This window comes from Ruegeria sp. SAZD011 (genome assembly GCF_059612545.1).
This window is the reverse complement of the sequence record NZ_JBXWQU010000014.1, coordinates 224650-240346: the sequence shown is the minus strand read 5'-3', so window position 1 is coordinate 240346 and position 15697 is coordinate 224650. Positions and strand designations below refer to the sequence as shown.

Sequence of the window (15697 nt, the reverse complement as noted above, 5' to 3'; positions counted from 1 at the left end):
CCCATGTCCCATATCCCCAACCGTATCGACACCGTCCGCCCCGACGCCCCGGAACAGGCCGGATATGGCCCTTTTCCCGTTGGCGTGCGGACCTTGCAATTCGACATTCCCGGCCGGATCGACGTGGCCCGCACCACTGAAGGCAACCAGCCCATCTACGACCGGCCCATGACGGTCGAGCTCTGGTACCCAGCCGCGCCCGACACTCCACCGGACGGCCACTATGACACGCTGATCCGCGACGGACAGACCGCCACCCGCCTCCTTGGCCGTGCCGCCCGTGATGCCGCCCCGGCGCAGGGCCGCTTCCCGCTGGTGGTGATCTCGCATGGCTATCCCGGCAACCGGCTGCTGATGTCGCATCTGGGGGAAACGCTGGCCTCGCGCGGGTTCATCGCAGCCGCCCCCGATCACGCCGACAGCACCTATGCCGATCAGGGGGCTTTTGGCGCCACGCTCTATCACCGCCCGCTCGACCAGCGCGCCGTGATTGACCACATAGCCGGAACCGTGCCGCAGGCCGATACCGACCGCACCGGCGTCATCGGCTATTCCATGGGCGGTTACGGCGCGCTGGTCTTTGGTGGGGCTGGTGTCAGCCGCACCGCCCCCACCGCCGATTTCGCGCCGCCCGCCGGGCTGCTGTCCCGCCACGTCTCCGGCTCTGAGACCCACGCGGCCCTGATCGACCCGCGCGTGCGCGCCATGATCGCCATCGGCCCCTGGGGCAATCACCGGGGCATCTGGGATACCTCCGGCCTTGCCGGGCTGGACAAACCGCTGATGATCATGGCGGGCAGCCTTGACGAGGTTTCGGACTATGCCGCCATGCGCGGTATCTTCGAGCAGACCACCGGCACCACCCGCCACTTGCTGACGTTTCAGGGGGCCAGCCACAATGCCGCCGCGCCCATCCCCGCCCCGGCCGAGAGTTGGGCCGCATCCCCCGCGCTCGACTTCATCCCGTTCGATCATTACGCCGATCCGGTCTGGGATACGGTGCGCATGAACAATATCGCCCAGCATTTCGCCACCGCCTTCCTGTCGCTGCATCTGAAGGGTGACGAGACCATGCAAGCCTACCTTGACGACAGCTTTAACGGTTTCGCCCCCACCTCTGCCCGCGCCCTCACATTCGAGACGCTGACGAAAGGTCACTGAACGCCACACCTTTCCCGCAGGCTCGCAACCTGCTTGACTGGGGCGATCAGATCCCGGAGCGCGCCATGCAGACCGAAACCGTAACGCTCAACGGACAAGGCTTCTTTCTCCGCCGCTGGGGCGATCCCGCGCTGCCGCCGCTTCTGATGCTGCACGGCTTTCCCGAATACGGCGGCGCCTGGGCCGATCTCGCCCCGCATCTGGCCCACCGGTTTCACTGCATTGCCCCCGACCAACGCGGCTATGGCCAGAGCTGGGCGCCCGAGGGTGTCGTACACTACGCCACATCCCACCTTGTCGCGGATATGGCGGCGCTGGCCGAAACCCTTGGCACACCGCTCACCGTGCTGGGGCATGACTGGGGCGCGGCGGTGGCCTATGGGCTGGCCATGTTCCGCCCCGAACTGGTCGACCGCCTGATCATCGCCAATGGCGTGCACCCGGTGCCGTTCCAGCGCGCGCTGGCGGCGGGTGGCGCGCAATCGGCGGCCTCGCAATACATGAACGCCCTGCGCGCGCCCGAAGCGACGCAGCATTTCGCCGCCGATGACTACAAGGCACTGACCGGTTTCTTCACCCGCTACATGGGCGGGCAGGGCTGGCTCAGCCCCGAGCAGCTGGCGGACTACAAGGCCGAATGGGCACGCCCCGGCAGGCTCGACGCCATGCTCAACTGGTACCGCGCCTCACCTCTGGTGATCGCCGCCCCCGGGCAACCCCGCACCGATCTGCCCGATCTGCCGCTCGACCGGCTGCGGGTGCGCTGCCCGCATCTGCTGCTCTGGGGGCCGGACGACCGCGCGCTGTTGCCCGAGGCGACCGAGGGGCTCGAGGATTTTGCACCAAAGCTCACCCGCATCACGATCCCCGGCACCGACCACTGGCTGTGCCATCAGGCGCCCGACCGGGTTGCCGCCGCCATCCTGAACTGGATGCCCCAACCGGAGACCGCCCCATGATCACCGTCCACCACTTGGCCCAATCCCGCTCGCTGCGCATTCTCTGGCTGCTCGAGGAACTGGGCCTGCCCTACGACGTCATCCGGTACGAGCGCGACCCCAAGACCCGCCTCGCCCCGCCCGAACTGCGCGCCATCCACCCGCTGGGCAAATCGCCTGTGATCGAGACCGACGGCATCCGGCTGGCCGAATCCGGCGCCATCGTCGACTATCTCTGCACCCGCCACGCGCCGCAGATGATGCCGCCGCAGGACAGCCCCGCCTGGGCCGAACACTTGGAACTGATGCATTTCGCCGAAGGCTCGGTGATGACGCCGATCCTGCTCAATCTCTATGTAGGCCTGTTGGGCGAGGCAGGCGCGCCTCTGCATCCGCGCATCCAGTCGGAACTGAGCAGCCATTTCCGCTTCATGGAGGACAGCTTGCGCCCCTCGGGCCATTTCGTGCTGGATGGGCTCAGCGCCGCCGACATCCTGCTCAGCTTTCCCGCGGGCGTGGTGGCGCGGCTGGGCCGCGCGGCCGAGTTTCCCCGGCTCGCCGAATTCGCCGCCGCCATGGCCGCGCGCCCGGCCTTCCAGCGCGCATTGGACACAGGCGGCGGCGACTGAGATCAGTCCTGCTTGGCCCGCTGGTCGGGATGCAAGGCGGTGCCCAGGATATGCTCGGACTTGTGGAGCACGTGATGGGCGCGACCCACGATCAGCGGGTCGGGTGCGCCGACCACCTCGATATCCTTGCCGGGATAATCAAGGGTCGACAGGAAATGCCGCATGCAGTTCAGGCGCGCACGTTTCTTGTCGTTCGACTTGATGATGGTCCAGGGCGCATCGGCGGTATCGGTGTAAAAGAACATCGCCTCCTTGGCCTCGGTATAATCGTCCCACTTGTCGAGGCTCGCCTTGTCGATCGGCGACAGTTTCCACTGTTTCAGCGGGTCGGTCTCGCGGCTCTTGAAGCGGCGCTGCTGTTCTTCCTGGGTGACCGAGAACCAGTATTTGTAAAGCCGGATGCCCGAGCGCACCAGCATCCGCTCCAGGTCCGGCGTCTGGCGCATGAACTCCAAGTATTCGTTGGGCGTGCAGAACCCCATCACCCGTTCGACCCCGGCGCGGTTGTACCAGGAGCGGTCATAGAACACCATTTCGCCCACCGTGGGCAGTTCCTGCACATAGCGCTGGTAGTACCACTGGCCCTTTTCCTCCCAGGTGGGCTTGTTCAGGGCGACCACGCGGGCCTGGCGCGGGTTCAGGTGCTCCATGAACCGCTTGATGGTGCCCCCCTTGCCGGCAGCATCGCGGCCCTCAAACAGCAGTACGAACCGCTCGCCGGTCTCTTGCGCCCAAAGCTGAACCTTCAAGAGTTCGGCCTGCAACATCGCCTTTTCCGCCTCGTAGGGGCGGCGGGACATCTTGCGCCTATAGGGATATTTCCCGCTTTCAAACGCGTGCCGCACCGTTTCCGGTGTCGGCATTCGGGTCTTGCGAACGGGTGTTGGCGCTGGCGCCGGCTCGGCCGAGGGTGCGGCGGTCGCTTCGGCCTTGGCATCAGCCACTGGCGTCTGCGTTTCGACGACCTTTACCACAGCGTCCGAGGCGTCCGCCCCATTGGCCTTGCTGTCTTTCTGCGGGGTGATACGCTTTGCTGTCTCCAAAAGCTCTGTCTCCTCGTAACCATTGCATCGGATTTGCGAGCGACTCTACCCGTCTCGTGCAGTGCGCGCGTTGATCCGTGTCAAGAAATGCGACAATTTCGGGTCAGCTTTTGGTAGGTCTGGCAACATCATCTGGCGAAGGCCGGACCAGCCTCTTCATTCCGCTGCAAATACTCCGGGGGGAGGTGACAAAATTCGACGAATTTTGCACCGGGGGGCAGAGCCCCCCTTAGCACCATTGTTGGCGGAGCCGCCTCAGTATCATCTTCGGGCAGAGCCCCTTGTCCCTGACCTGCCTTTCCCGCTCACTCAGCGGTGGCCCCAGTCGTCCGGATCCTCCGAGTTGCCCGGTGACAGGCCCAGAACATCGCCAGTTGTCGAGCAACCCAACCCCAACACCGTGCGGTTGGCATAGGCGAAGTATGCGCAGACCTGGTTGATCTCGAGGATCTCGCCATCCTCCCAGTTCGCCGCGCGCAGGGCCTCGACATCCGCCTCTGCCATTGTTGCCGGGGCTTCGGTCAGTTTGCGGGCATAGATCATGGCGGCCTTCTCTCGCGCGTCGAGGGGCGCTTGATCGGGCGACGCCGCCGAAATTGCTGCGCGTATCGCATCGCTCCGCGCCGGGTCACCCAACAGCCGTTGAAGCCCCGCAAAGTGGTGTTCAACGCAATAGGCGCAGCCGTTGAGGGCACTCACCCAGACCCCCAGCACCTCGAGAAACCACTTGGGGATCTTGTTGCCGGTATGGTGCAGCACGTTTTTGTAGAGCGCCATGTGCCCTTCCATCGAATGCGGCCTGAGCGAGTGGACCATCATGATGTTGTCCACATTCCCCCCCGGTCCGGTCACCCGCTCATACAGCCTGCGCAACTTGCCCGTTGCCTCTTCGAACGGCACCGTTTTGATCCAGCTCATGCTAGTGCTCCAAGATATCTGCGTCGTCTCCGACAACCTTGCATCTGTGGGGGCGGGTGGGACAAGCCCACAGGTTGTGATCTGGCGCACAGCCCGCGCGTGCGATTGCAGCCACCATTCCACGGCACAACTGGAAAGGCGCATCTCATGGGAAACTGGCAAGTCAAGCTTGATGCCAACACGGCGATCGACCAGATCGACAAACTGGCGAGCCGCGCGTGGGCGGCATTTCAGACCCCGTCGACAGCGGTGGTCGTCGAGTTACTCAACGAAACCCGCTATGACCTTCGCCATGTCTGCAATTATCGCTGGCAGGGCAATTTCATGGAACCCACCGACGATCTGCTGGCGGGGTGGGGACGGGTCTGGGGCATGCAGTCCAAAGGGCTCGACGGCTGTTTCGGCGCGGTCATCTATCAGATCTGGGATCAGGGAACCGAGACCGACGCCTATCTGGTCATCGGCAACCTGATCTATTGGGATGGCGCGATGCCCTATTACACGGCCGAGGTCACCACCACGAATTACGAGACCGAAGGCAAGCCAAAGACGCTCGATCTGCTCAACAAGGGGCGCTCCTCGGCCTGGAGCAAGGAATACCGGGGTACCGGCGGTGTCGATCTTGACGTGAAGGTCGACATCTGGCGGCAGGAAATCACCTCGATCGAAGAGAATTTCCGCATTCAGTTGACCAAGGCAAGCTGATCCCGCGTCGGTATCGCTGACACCGGCCCCGTGGGCCGGTGTTATCCACAAGACCTCGCGTTCCTCTTTCCCCCAACCACATCACCTGCCATAATGGTCGCCAATCAAAAGCCGACCAACATGAGCAGCCCCATGCCCGAAGATCTTCTCAGCGGAGCCAGCACCGCCACCTACGACGCCTCCTCGATCGAGGTGCTCGAAGGGCTGGAACCCGTTCGCAAACGTCCCGGCATGTATATCGGCGGCACCGACGAGCGGGCGCTGCATCACATGGTGGCCGAAATCCTCGACAACTCGATGGACGAGGCGGTGGCCGGGTTCGCCAACCGGATCGAGGTGGAACTGCACCCCGATTACGCCCTGACGGTGCGCGACAACGGCCGCGGCATCCCGGTCGACCCGCACCCGAAATTCCCAGGAAAATCAGCGCTCGAGGTCATTCTCTGCACCCTGCACGCGGGCGGCAAGTTCTCTGGCAAGGCCTATCAGACCTCGGGCGGCCTGCACGGCGTCGGTGCCTCGGTGGTCAATGCGCTCTCGGATTCCATGGTCGTGCAGGTGGCCCGCGACAAGCAGCTTTATGAGCAGCGCTTCTCGCGCGGCCTCCCTCTCGGACCGGTCGAGCAGATCGGCGCCGCCCCCAACCGGCGCGGTACCACCGTCACCTTCCATGCCGACGAAGAGATCTTCGGCCACCACCGGTTCAAGCCCGCGCGCCTGTTCAAGTCGATCCGCTCCAAGGCCTATCTGTTCTCGGGCGTCGAGATTCGCTGGAAATCGGCCATCGACGATGGCGAAACGCCGCTTGAGGCCACCTTTCACTTCCCCGGCGGGCTGGCCGACTACCTCAAGGAGACGCTGGGCGCCGCCTCCACCTATGCCGAGCAGCCCTTTGCCGGTACCGTCGATTTCACCGAGAAGTTCAACACGCCCGGCAAGGTCGAATGGGCGATCAACTGGACCCCGTCCCGCGACGGCTTCATCCAGTCCTATTGTAACACCGTCCCCACGCCTGAGGGCGGCACGCACGAGGCCGGGTTCTGGTCCGCCGTCCTCAAGGGCATCCGCGCCTATGGCGAGCTGATCAACAACAAGAAGGCGGCCCAGATCACCCGCGAGGATCTGCTGACAGGCGGCTGCGCGCTGGTCTCGTGTTTCATCCGCGAACCCGAATTCGTGGGCCAGACCAAGGACCGCCTCGCCACCGTCGAGGCGCAGCGCCTGGTCGAAGGCGCCGTGCGCGACCATTTCGACAACTGGCTCGCCGCCGATACCAAATCCGCGGGCGCCATCCTCGACTTCCTGGTGCTGCGCGCCGAAGAACGCATCCGCCGCCGTCAGGAAAAGGAAACCCAGCGCAAGTCCGCCACCAAGAAACTGCGCCTGCCCGGCAAGCTGGTCGATTGTTCCGCCACCGCGCGCGAGGGCACGGAACTCTTCATCGTCGAAGGCGACAGCGCCGGTGGTTCCGCCAAGATGGCGCGTGACCGTAAGACACAGGCGCTGCTGCCGCTCAGGGGCAAAATCCTGAACGTGCTGGGCGCGGCCAGTTCCAAACTCGGCTCCAACCAGGAAATCAGCGACCTGACCCAGGCGCTGGGCGTCGGGCTGGGGACGCGGTTCAACGTCGATGACCTGCGCTATGACAAGATCATCATCATGACCGACGCCGATGTCGACGGCGCGCATATCGCCTCGCTCCTGATGACCTTCTTCTTTACCCAGATGCGGCCGATGATCGACACCGGGCACCTCTATCTGGCCTGCCCGCCGCTCTATCGCCTGACGCAGGGGGCGAAACGGGTCTATTGCCTGGACGAGGCCGAACGCGATGAATGGCTGGCCAAGGGGCTGGGCGGCAAGGGCAAGATCGACGTGAGCCGGTTCAAGGGTCTGGGCGAAATGGACGCCAAGGACCTGAAAGACACCACCATGAACCCCGAGACCCGCAAGCTGATCCGGGTGACCATTGACGAGGACGAACCCGGCGAGACCGGCGACCTGGTGGAACGGCTGATGGGCAAGAAACCCGAATTGCGGTTCCAGTACATCCAGGAGAACGCGCGGTTTGTGGAGGAGTTGGATGTTTAGGTTTCGAAGTCTTTTGTGTGCCAGTCAGTTTCCGGACGCTCGGTTAACCATTCCGGATATCTTCCCAAATCCTCAATAGCTTGCCAATCACGATTTTGGCGAAAACTTTCTAAGTCGGTTTTTTTCTTGGCAAGCGCTCTTGAGCCTTCGTATAGGGCTTCGAGAAACTTTATTTCATCCGAACCTCGCGGCTCAATTATATCGAAGACATAGGTCGTATTTAGGTTTCTTTTGCCAAAATGCTGCACAAATTCCGCTATTGACCGAAGGCCCGCTTCAACTTTCTCCCGAGAAGCAATCTCTAGTTGAGCTTTTCCGCTTCGAACTTCCCAGTCTGAATGTGCGATGACCTTGTCTGACCAATTCACGGCGAACTTGCACTTTGAAACAGCGACACGTGCCAGTTCCCTCAATCTTTGTTCAACATTTGGGTCAGAAATTTGTGACACGATTGCATAAATCGAAACTGGTTCGTTCTTTCTACGTGATCCTTGATGCGGTTCTGTCAATCTTCGCAAACCCAGCAAGACAGAGCGAAACATTTGGCGTTCCAAAAGGTTGGCCGTTGAACCAGAAATCGAGTTCAGAAGGTCGACACGCTCCGGATTTGTTCCAAAAAAAGCTCGGTAAACGCGCCACTCAATCATGAGATTTAGAAAATCATTTTTGAACTCATACCAAAGGGGTCCTAGCTCCTTTCCAAGTATTGTAACGTACTCGGCTCTGACTTCGCTTGGTGACAATTGCTTACTCAATGGACTTTTTCGCCTCAAAAGGGTTGTTTCCTATGCTTTGGAGCCAGCATAGGTTGGTTAGTTTTAGTTGTAGCAAAGGCAGCACAGCACGAGCAATCCTGCACTCTCTGACCTTCCCCCCCACAAAAATACCGCCCCCACCGCCCTTCACCCCCCTTGCGGCACCCCAAACCCAAGCATAGATTCTCCCATGCAGGCGGCGGTTGACCGCAAGGCCCCGCGCCCCTGCTGCGTCGAAAGTCTCATCGCCCTGACCCCCTCGGTTCAGGCAACCCTGACACCCAGAGCAACGGCCACGCTACCCTCCCGGCAGGCATGGTGCCCGCCGGACCCGTCAGGAGAAAACCCATGTCCAAGGAAAAGAATCGCGGCAATCGCGAGGCCAAGAAGCCCAAGAAGGAAAAGCCCAAGGTCCTGGCCACCGCCGGACTGGCGAAACCCGCCCCCGTCGCCCCCCGCGCCAAGGGCAAGTAACCCCCCGTTTCCGGCCCGCCCCCCAAACGCAAACGGCGCCCCCTTGCAGGGGCGCCGTTCCGTTTTGTCGTGACAGGGGGCGTCAGGCGGCCGATTTCGCCTCGGGGTCGAAGCGGCCATAGAAGCTTTGGCCCTTGTCGGCCATTTCGCGCAGCAGCGGCGGGCAGGTGAAGCGCTCGCCGTATTTCGCCGCCAGCTGGTCGCAGCGGTCCGCCGCATAGGGCGTGCCGATGATGTCGATCCAGCTGAGCGGGCCGCCCGACCAAGGGGCAAAGCCCCAGGCCAGGATGGCGCCCACGTCGCCTTCGCGGATGTCTTCCAGCACGCCTTCCTCCAGCGCGCGGACCGCTTCCAGCACCTGCGCGAACATCAGACGTTCCTGCACCTCGATCAGGTCGGGCTGTTCCTCGGCCAGCGGGTACTTGTCCTGGAGGCCTTTCCAGTAGCCGGTGCGCTTGCCCTTGTCGTCATAGTCGAAGAAGCCCGCATTGGCCTTGCGGCCCATCCGGCCCAGCTCTTCCATCCAGAAGATCAGGTCATCCGCCGGGCTTTCGGGATAGGCATTGCCCATCGCCGCCTTGGTCGCCCGCGCGATCTTGGCGCCGAGATCAATCGAGGTCTCGTCGGTCAGCTGGATCGGACCCACCGGGAAACCCAGCTGCCGCGCCGCATTGTCGATCAGCACCGGCGACACGCCCTCGGTGATCATCCGCGCGCCTTCGTTGACATAAGGGATGATGCAGCGGTTGCAGTAGAAGAAGCGCGCATCATTGACCACGATCGGGGTCTTCTTGATCTGGCGCACGTAATCCAGCGCCTTGGCCACCGCACGCGGGCCGGTTTCCTTGCCCTTGATGATCTCGACCAGCAGCATCTTCTCGACCGGCGAGAAGAAGTGGATGCCGATGAACTGCTCGGGCCGCACGCTTGCCTTGGCCAGACCGGTGATCGGCAGGGTCGAGGTGTTGGAGGCAAAGATGCAGTCCTCGGGAATGATCGCCTCGACCTTCTTGGTCATCTCGGCCTTCACGCCCGGATCCTCGAACACCGCCTCGATGATCAGGTCACAGCCCTTGAGCGCGTCCAGGTCCGGGGTGGCGGTGATCAGGCCCAGCATCGCCTCTTTCTTTTCGGCGGTGACCTTGCCGCGCTTCATCCCCTTGTCGAGATAGGCTTCGGTATAGGCCTTGCCCTTGTCGGCGGCGGCCTGGTCACGGTCGATCAGAACGACCTCCATACCCGCCTGCGCGCTGACCAGCGCAATGCCCGCGCCCATCATGCCCGCGCCCAGCACGCCCAGTTTCTTGACCCGTTGGTCGGGGATGTCCTTGGGCCGCACGGCGCCTTTTTCCAGCGCCTGCTTGTTGATGAAGAGGCTGCGGATCATGGCCGAGGAGGAGGGGTTCATCAGCACATGGGTGAACCAGCGCGCCTCGATACGCAGTGCAGTGTCGAAATCGACCAGCGCGCCCTCGTAGATCGCGCTCAACAATGCCTTGGGGGCGGGGAAGGCCCCTTGGGTCTTGCCGTTGACCATGGCCGAGGCGCCGACAAAGGTCATGAAGCCCGCCGGATGATAGGGGGCGCCGCCGGGCATCTTGTATCCCTTGGCGTCCCAGGGTTTGACCAGATCGGCATCCTTGGCGTTCAGCACCCATTCCTTGGCCGCGGCGACCGGATCGTCCGCCAGGGCGTTGACCATCTGCGCGCCCTTGGCCTTGGCCGGGTCCATCATCTTGCCTTCCAAGAGGACCGGGGCGGCGGCCATGGCGCCCACCATGCGGGAATAGCGGATGGTGCCGCCGCCGCCGGGGAAGATGCCCAGCAGGATCTCGGGCAGGCCGATCTTGGCCTTGGGGTTGCTGGTCATCACCCGGTGATGACAGGCCAGCGCGATCTCGGTGCCGATCCCGGCGCAGGTGCCGTTGATGGCGCAGGCGACCGGCTTGCCGCCCTTCTTGGTCTTGGGGTCCATGCCCGCCAGTTCCAGCTTGCGCAGGATGCGGTGGCCGCCCATGACAAAGTCGAACAGGCCCTGGGCCGGGTTGTCGCCCGCTTCCTCGCGGATCACCGCCAGCGTGTTCAGGTCCATGCCACCGGCAAAATCCGACTTGCCGCTGGTGATGACGATGCCCTTGACCTCGTCATCGGCCAGCGCCTGATCGACCAGGCTGTCAACCAGTTCAAAGGCCTCGCGGGTCATCACGTTCATGGATTTGCCTTGGGCGTCCCAGGTGATGAAGGCGACGCCGTCGGCGTCCTTGGTCAGCGTAAAATCAGTCATTGTCGTCTCCGATCTGGTCAGCCGTCAGCGGGCTGCCATCCTTGCGGGTGAAAGCGAAGCCCGAGGCATCCTGTTTCACCATCATGTCCATATCGCTGTAATAAGCGGTCTCGGTCGGGGTCCGCGTGCCCACCACCAGAAAGGTGGCGGGCGCATCGGTGCGATTGACGAACTGGTGCCCGTTCGGGTCGCCAGCGGGAAAGGTGGCGCAGTCGCCCGGAACCATCGGATGCTCGCCCTGGTCGTCGATCAGAACCAGCGCACCCTCGGTCACCATGACGAACTCGTCCTGCTCCATGTGGTAATGGCGCAGCGACGACATCGCCCCGGGTTCCAGCCGCACGAGGTTGACACCGAACTGGCTCAGCCCGCCGGCATCGCCCAGGCGCAGGCTGGATCGGCCATCCATGGCCGCGTTCAGCCGACCCGGATAGACCGAGCCGATACGCCGTTCGATACTTTCGAGGTCCAGTTTCGGCATCACACGCGCTCGATGATCGTGGCCGCGCCCATGCCGGACGCGATGCAGAGCGTTGCAAGACCGGTTTCCAGGTCGCGACGCTCCAGCTCGTCCAGCAGGGTGCCGATGATGATCGCGCCGGTGGCGCCCAGCGGGTGACCCATGGCAATCGAGCCGCCGTTGACGTTGACCAGCGCCGGGTCGACATCGAACGCCTGCTGGAAGCGCAGAACGACCGAGGCAAAGGCTTCGTTCACTTCAAACAGGTCGAGATCGCCGATCTTCATGCCGTTGTCCGCCAGGATCTTCTCGGTCACCGGCACCGGGCCGGTCAGCATGATGGTCGGATCGGTGCCGATCTTGGCGGTGGCCTTGATGCGCGCGCGCGGCTTCAGCCCGTATTTCTCGCCGAATTCCTTGTTGCCGATCAGCACGCCGGCGGCCCCATCCACGATACCCGAGGAATTGCCCGCATGGTGGATGTGGTTGATCCGCTCCAGATGCGGGTATTTCAGCATCGCGATCTTGTCGAAGCCGGGCATCTGCTCGCCCATCATCTGGAAGGCGGGGTTGAGGCCGCCCAGCGACTGCATGTCGGTGCCGGGGCGCATGTATTCGTCATGATCCAGGATGGTCAGCCCGTTCTGGTCGCGCACCGGGATCACCGATTTGGCAAAGCGGCCCTCGTCCCAGGCCTCTTTGGCGCGGCGCTGGCTTTCCATCGCCAGCGCGTCGGCCTGGTCGCGGGTAAAGCCGTATTCGGTGGCGATGATATCGGCCGAAATGCCCTGCGGCACGAAATAGGTCTCCATCGCGATGCTGGGATCGACGGCGATGGCGGCGCCGTCGCTGCCCATGGCCACGCGGCCCATCATCTCGACCCCGCCGGCGATATAGGCTTCGCCCGCGCCACCCTTGACCTGGTTGGCGGCCAGGTTCACCGCCTCCATGCCGCTGGCACAGAACCGGTTGATGGCAAGGCCCGGGATCGACTGGTCGAGATCCGAGGCCAGCACCGCGGTCCGCGCCAGGCAGCCGCCCTGTTCCATCACCTGGGTCACGTTGCCCCAGATCACGTCCTCGACCGCGTGACCTTCGAGATTGTTGCGCTCTTTCAGCGCGTTCAGCGTCAGCGCGCTGAGGCGCACCGAGGTTACCTCGTGCAGGCTGCCGTCCTTGCGGCCCTTGCCACGCGGGGTGCGCACGGCGTCATAGATATAAGCTTCGGTCATCTTGGTCTCCTCAAGCGCGATCCGACGGATTGCCGGGCATCAGGTCATAGGGGTGTTTCCAGCCGGGCAGGGCGGCGATGCGGTCCAGCCAGGCGTCGATATGGGGCCAGTCGGCGCGGTCAAAGCCGAAAGATTCGGGATAATAGAGGTAGCCGCAGCAGCTGAGATCGGCATTGGTCACGCTGTCCCCAACGATCCAGTCGCGGCCCTCGAGATGGGCGTTCAGCGTGGCATAGGCGGCCTTGAGCCGGCCCTGGTTGAAGGCGATCACCTCTTGCGGGCGTTTGTCCTCGGGCAGGAAATTCATCAGGAAGCGGGTCAGACCGGCCATCGAACTGAGCTTGTGGTTGTCCCACAGCACCCAGCGCAGGATCTCGTAATTCTCTTCACGGGTCTTGCCGCCGAACTTGCCGGATGCCTCGGTCACATAGGCCTGGATCGCGCCCGATTGTCCGGTCTTGAAATCGCCATCGACCAGCACCGGAGCCTCGCCCAGCGCATTGATATTGGCGCGATATTCGGGTGTTCGCGTCTCACCGCCGAAGAAGTCGACAAAGACCGGTTCCCAGTCGAGGCCCGAGAGTTGCAGCGCCAGCGCCGCCTTGTAGGAATTGCCGCTTTCTCCGAAGCAGTAGAGTTTGATCGTCATCCAAGCCTCCCTTTGGCCAATGTCGCGGCGGGGGTTTCACACCCCCGCACCCCCGTGGAGTATTTCCGGCGAAATGAAGCAGGGGCCTCTTTACCGGGCATAAAGGTTAATCTGGTCTGTTTTCGGCAGCGGTACAGGCTGGAGAGCCGATGACCGCGCGGAGTGAAGCCCCGCCGTCCCGCCTGCGTTCCGCCTGACGGTCGGGCCGGAGGGCGGGGTGGGCGTCCATGGTTTTCATTCCGCTGCAAATACTCTCGCCGAAGGCGCCTTCTACCGCTTGCGGTCGTCGAGCTCGGCGTTGAACAGGCGCAGCCGATGGGTCAGATTCTCCTCGTTGATCACGCTGTTGAAATTCTCGAACAGAAAGGACAATGCCTCGCCTTCGTCCAGCCCGGCCTCGCGCGAGAAGCTCTTGAGCCTGCGATAGCCGTCCTCGGTCATCGCAACCGGGAAGCGGCGGGTCAGGCGGAAACGTTTCGGCATCGGGCTCTCCTGTCGGGCTGGGGTGGGTGGGCATCTCTGCCCACCCGGCAGCTTAGAAGTTCGCCGCGTCCAGGGCCATGACCGTTTCGGCGCCGGTCTGGATGCGGGCCAGGTGCATGGCGGTGGCGGGCAGGCGGCGGGCCATGTAGTAACGCCCGGTCGCGATCTTCGTCTCGTAGAACGCGGTATCCGAGGCGCCGCCAGCCAGCGCGGCGCGGGCGGCCTTGGCCATCTGCGCCCACATCAGGCCCAGGCAGACATGGCCGAACATGTGCATGAAGTCATAGGAACCCGACAGCGCGTTGTTGGGGTTCTTCATGCCGTTCTGCATGAAATACATGCCAGCGGCCTGAAGATCCTTTGACGCCGCTTTCAGCGGTTCGATGAAGCCCTTGTCATAGGTCTCGTCTTCGCCTGCGTTGTCCTTGCAGAAGGTCTTGACCAGTTCGAAGAAGGCCATCACGTGCTTGCCGCCGTCCTGGGCGAGCTTGCGGCCCACCAGGTCCAGCGCCTGCACGCCGTTTGCGCCTTCGTAGATCATCGCGATACGGGCGTCGCGGGTATATTGCGACATGCCCCATTCCTCGATGTAGCCATGGCCGCCATAGACCTGCTGCGCCTGCACGGTCATGTCATAGCCCTGATCGGTCAGGAAGCCCTTGATCACCGGTGTCAGCAGCGACACCAGCCCGTCGGCATCCTTGTCGTCGGCGCGATGGGCCGCGTCGATCATCGTGGCGCCCCACAGGATGAAGGCGCGTGCACCCTCGGTAAAGCTCTTCTGATCCATCAGGTTGCGACGGATGTCGGGGTGTACGATCAGCGGATCGGCCGGGCCATCGGGGTTCTTGGCCCCGGTCACGTCGCGGCCCTGAAGCCGGTCCTTGGCATATTCCAGCGCGTTCTGGTACGCGGCATCGGCCTGGGCCAGGCCCTGCATGCCGACGCCCAGCCGGGCCTCGTTCATCATGGTGAACATGGCGCGCATGCCCTTGTGTTCCTCGCCCAGCAGATAGCCGGTGGCGCCGTCATAGTTCATCACACAGGTCGAATTGCCGTGGATGCCCATCTTTTCCTCGATCTTGCCGACCGAGACGGCATTGCGCGCGCCCAGGCTGCCATCCTCGTTCACCATGAACTTCGGGACAATGAACAGCGAAACGCCCTTGATGCCCTCGGGACCGCCCACGATCTTGGCCAGCACCAGGTGCACGATGTTGTCGGCCATGTCGTGATCGCCCGACGAGATGAAGATCTTCTGCCCGGTGATCTTGTAGGAACCGTCCGCCTGCGGTTCGGCCTTGGTGCGCATCAGGCCCAGATCGGTGCCGCAATGGGGCTCGGTCAGGTTCATGGTGCCGGTCCATTCGCAGGACACCATCTTGGGCAGATAGGTATCCTTCTGCGCGTCCGAGCCATGCGCCAGAATCGCCGAGGCGGCGCCATGGGTCAGGCCCTGATACATGGTGAAGGCCTGGTTCGAGGCCGAGAACATCTCACCCACCGCGGTGCCGATCACATAGGGCATGTTCTGGCCGCCATATTGCTCGGGCATGTCCAGCCCGGTCCAACCGCCTTCCTTGACCTGCTCAAAGGCGTCCTTGAACCCGGTCGGCGTATAGACCACGCCGTTTTCCAGCCGGCAGCCCTCGGTATCGCCCACCGCGTTCAGCGGGTGCAGCACGTTCGTGGCGATCTTGCCGGCCTCTTCCAGCACGGCGCCGGTGAAATCGGCGTCCAGTTCGGCATAGCCGGGGGTGTCGGATTGCGAGACCTTGAGAACGTCGTGCAGGATGAACTGCGTGTCCTTGGTGGGGGCGGTATAGATGGGCATGGATGGCTCCCTGAAGTCGTGGGTCTGGTGTCGGATCAGGC

General features: G+C 63.1%; 15 protein-coding genes. 6 read left to right on the top strand and 9 right to left on the bottom strand.

Annotated features, from left to right (window positions below):
• The first annotated feature begins 3 nt into the window (after nt 1-3).
• The 3 genes from AC2FLM_RS04345 (at nt 4) to AC2FLM_RS04335 (ending at nt 2728) form a co-directional block, all read left to right on the top strand.
• Nucleotides 4-1161 carry an alpha/beta hydrolase family protein gene (locus AC2FLM_RS04345; protein WP_496856051.1) on the top strand — a complete coding sequence of 386 codons (1158 nt, stop codon included), beginning with the start codon at nt 4-6 and terminating at the stop codon, nt 1159-1161.
• 65 nt (nt 1162-1226) lie between these two features.
• A complete protein-coding gene (locus tag AC2FLM_RS04340; protein ID WP_496856049.1) occupies nt 1227-2120 on the top strand; it encodes an alpha/beta fold hydrolase in 894 nt (297 codons plus the stop codon).
• Entirely contained in the window at nt 2117-2728 is a 612-nt protein-coding gene (locus AC2FLM_RS04335; RefSeq protein ID WP_496856047.1) for a glutathione S-transferase family protein, read from the top strand. Before AC2FLM_RS04340 ends, AC2FLM_RS04335 begins: the two co-directional genes overlap by 4 nt.
• A 2-nt stretch (nt 2729-2730) precedes the next feature.
• Here the strand turns inward: AC2FLM_RS04335 and ppk2 are convergent, their stop codons facing one another.
• On the bottom strand, nt 2731-3672 hold the full coding sequence (gene ppk2 / locus AC2FLM_RS04330; RefSeq protein WP_496856323.1) for a polyphosphate kinase 2: 942 nt from the start codon (nt 3670-3672) through the stop codon (nt 2731-2733).
• Nucleotides 3673-4080: 408 nt separating this feature from the next.
• Nucleotides 4081-4689: a carboxymuconolactone decarboxylase family protein gene (locus tag AC2FLM_RS04325; RefSeq protein ID WP_496856045.1), complete on the bottom strand. Its 609-nt coding sequence runs from the start codon at nt 4687-4689 to the stop codon at nt 4081-4083.
• A 147-nt stretch (nt 4690-4836) separates the two neighbouring features.
• Here AC2FLM_RS04325 and AC2FLM_RS04320 point away from each other — a divergent pair, with 147 nt between their 5' ends.
• Complete coding sequence (locus tag AC2FLM_RS04320; protein WP_234219296.1) at nt 4837-5394, top strand: hypothetical protein; 558 nt, start codon at nt 4837-4839, stop codon at nt 5392-5394.
• Nucleotides 5395-5526: 132 nt separating this feature from the next.
• Nucleotides 5527-7485, top strand: a complete 1959-nt coding sequence (gene parE, locus AC2FLM_RS04315; RefSeq protein WP_496856043.1) for a DNA topoisomerase IV subunit B — start codon at nt 5527-5529, stop codon at nt 7483-7485.
• On the opposite strand, the gene AC2FLM_RS04310 is transcribed toward parE, so the two are convergent.
• On the bottom strand, nt 7482-8240 hold the full coding sequence (locus tag AC2FLM_RS04310; RefSeq protein WP_496856041.1) for an AbiU2 domain-containing protein: 759 nt from the start codon (nt 8238-8240) through the stop codon (nt 7482-7484). The two genes, parE and AC2FLM_RS04310, sit on opposite strands and share 4 nt — an antisense overlap.
• Nucleotides 8241-8588: 348 nt before the next feature.
• Between AC2FLM_RS04310 and AC2FLM_RS04305 the strand changes: the two genes are divergently transcribed.
• On the top strand, nt 8589-8714 hold the full coding sequence (locus AC2FLM_RS04305) for a hypothetical protein (protein WP_255700019.1): 126 nt from the start codon (nt 8589-8591) through the stop codon (nt 8712-8714).
• Between the two features lie 82 nt (nt 8715-8796).
• Here AC2FLM_RS04305 and AC2FLM_RS04300 read toward each other — a convergent pair whose 3' ends face one another.
• From AC2FLM_RS04300 to AC2FLM_RS04275, 6 genes are all read right to left on the bottom strand, one after another.
• A complete protein-coding gene (locus AC2FLM_RS04300) occupies nt 8797-10998 on the bottom strand; it encodes a 3-hydroxyacyl-CoA dehydrogenase NAD-binding domain-containing protein (RefSeq protein ID WP_496856039.1) in 2202 nt (733 codons plus the stop codon).
• On the bottom strand, nt 10991-11479 hold the full coding sequence (locus AC2FLM_RS04295) for a cupin domain-containing protein (protein WP_496856037.1): 489 nt from the start codon (nt 11477-11479) through the stop codon (nt 10991-10993). Before AC2FLM_RS04295 ends, AC2FLM_RS04300 begins: the two co-directional genes overlap by 8 nt.
• A complete protein-coding gene (locus tag AC2FLM_RS04290) occupies nt 11479-12690 on the bottom strand; it encodes an acetyl-CoA C-acetyltransferase (protein ID WP_496856035.1) in 1212 nt (403 codons plus the stop codon). Before AC2FLM_RS04290 ends, AC2FLM_RS04295 begins: the two co-directional genes overlap by 1 nt.
• 10 nt (nt 12691-12700) lie before the next feature.
• Entirely contained in the window at nt 12701-13339 is a 639-nt protein-coding gene (locus AC2FLM_RS04285) for a glutathione S-transferase family protein (protein ID WP_496856033.1), read from the bottom strand.
• A 270-nt stretch (nt 13340-13609) separates the two neighbouring features.
• The gene (locus AC2FLM_RS04280) at nt 13610-13822 is read right to left on the bottom strand and encodes a hypothetical protein (RefSeq protein WP_234143398.1); all 213 of its coding nucleotides are present in this window, start codon (nt 13820-13822) and stop codon (nt 13610-13612) included.
• 52 nt (nt 13823-13874) lie between these two features.
• Nucleotides 13875-15656 (bottom strand): acyl-CoA dehydrogenase C-terminal domain-containing protein, encoded by a 1782-nt coding sequence (locus AC2FLM_RS04275; protein WP_496856031.1) that lies wholly within the window; start codon nt 15654-15656, stop codon nt 13875-13877.
• Nucleotides 15657-15697: the final 41 nt, after the last annotated feature.

Excerpts from the sequence above, each read along its gene's own strand:
- AC2FLM_RS04345 (WP_496856051.1), top strand. The coding sequence starts at position 4 with ATGTCCCATATCCCCAACCGTATCGACACCGTCCGCCCCGACGCCCCG.
- AC2FLM_RS04340 (WP_496856049.1), top strand. The coding sequence starts at position 1,227 with ATGCAGACCGAAACCGTAACGCTCAACGGACAAGGCTTCTTTCTCCGC.
- AC2FLM_RS04335 (WP_496856047.1), top strand. The coding sequence starts at position 2,117 with ATGATCACCGTCCACCACTTGGCCCAATCCCGCTCGCTGCGCATTCTC.
- AC2FLM_RS04325 (WP_496856045.1), bottom strand. The coding sequence starts at position 4,689 with ATGAGCTGGATCAAAACGGTGCCGTTCGAAGAGGCAACGGGCAAGTTG.
- AC2FLM_RS04320 (WP_234219296.1), top strand. The coding sequence starts at position 4,837 with ATGGGAAACTGGCAAGTCAAGCTTGATGCCAACACGGCGATCGACCAG.
- parE (WP_496856043.1), top strand. The coding sequence starts at position 5,527 with ATGCCCGAAGATCTTCTCAGCGGAGCCAGCACCGCCACCTACGACGCC.
- AC2FLM_RS04305 (WP_255700019.1), top strand. The coding sequence starts at position 8,589 with ATGTCCAAGGAAAAGAATCGCGGCAATCGCGAGGCCAAGAAGCCCAAG.
- AC2FLM_RS04300 (WP_496856039.1), bottom strand. The coding sequence starts at position 10,998 with ATGACTGATTTTACGCTGACCAAGGACGCCGACGGCGTCGCCTTCATC.
- AC2FLM_RS04295 (WP_496856037.1), bottom strand. The coding sequence starts at position 11,479 with ATGCCGAAACTGGACCTCGAAAGTATCGAACGGCGTATCGGCTCGGTC.
- AC2FLM_RS04290 (WP_496856035.1), bottom strand. The coding sequence starts at position 12,690 with ATGACCGAAGCTTATATCTATGACGCCGTGCGCACCCCGCGTGGCAAG.
- AC2FLM_RS04285 (WP_496856033.1), bottom strand. The coding sequence starts at position 13,339 with ATGACGATCAAACTCTACTGCTTCGGAGAAAGCGGCAATTCCTACAAG.
- AC2FLM_RS04280 (WP_234143398.1), bottom strand. The coding sequence starts at position 13,822 with ATGCCGAAACGTTTCCGCCTGACCCGCCGCTTCCCGGTTGCGATGACC.
- AC2FLM_RS04275 (WP_496856031.1), bottom strand. The coding sequence starts at position 15,656 with ATGCCCATCTATACCGCCCCCACCAAGGACACGCAGTTCATCCTGCAC.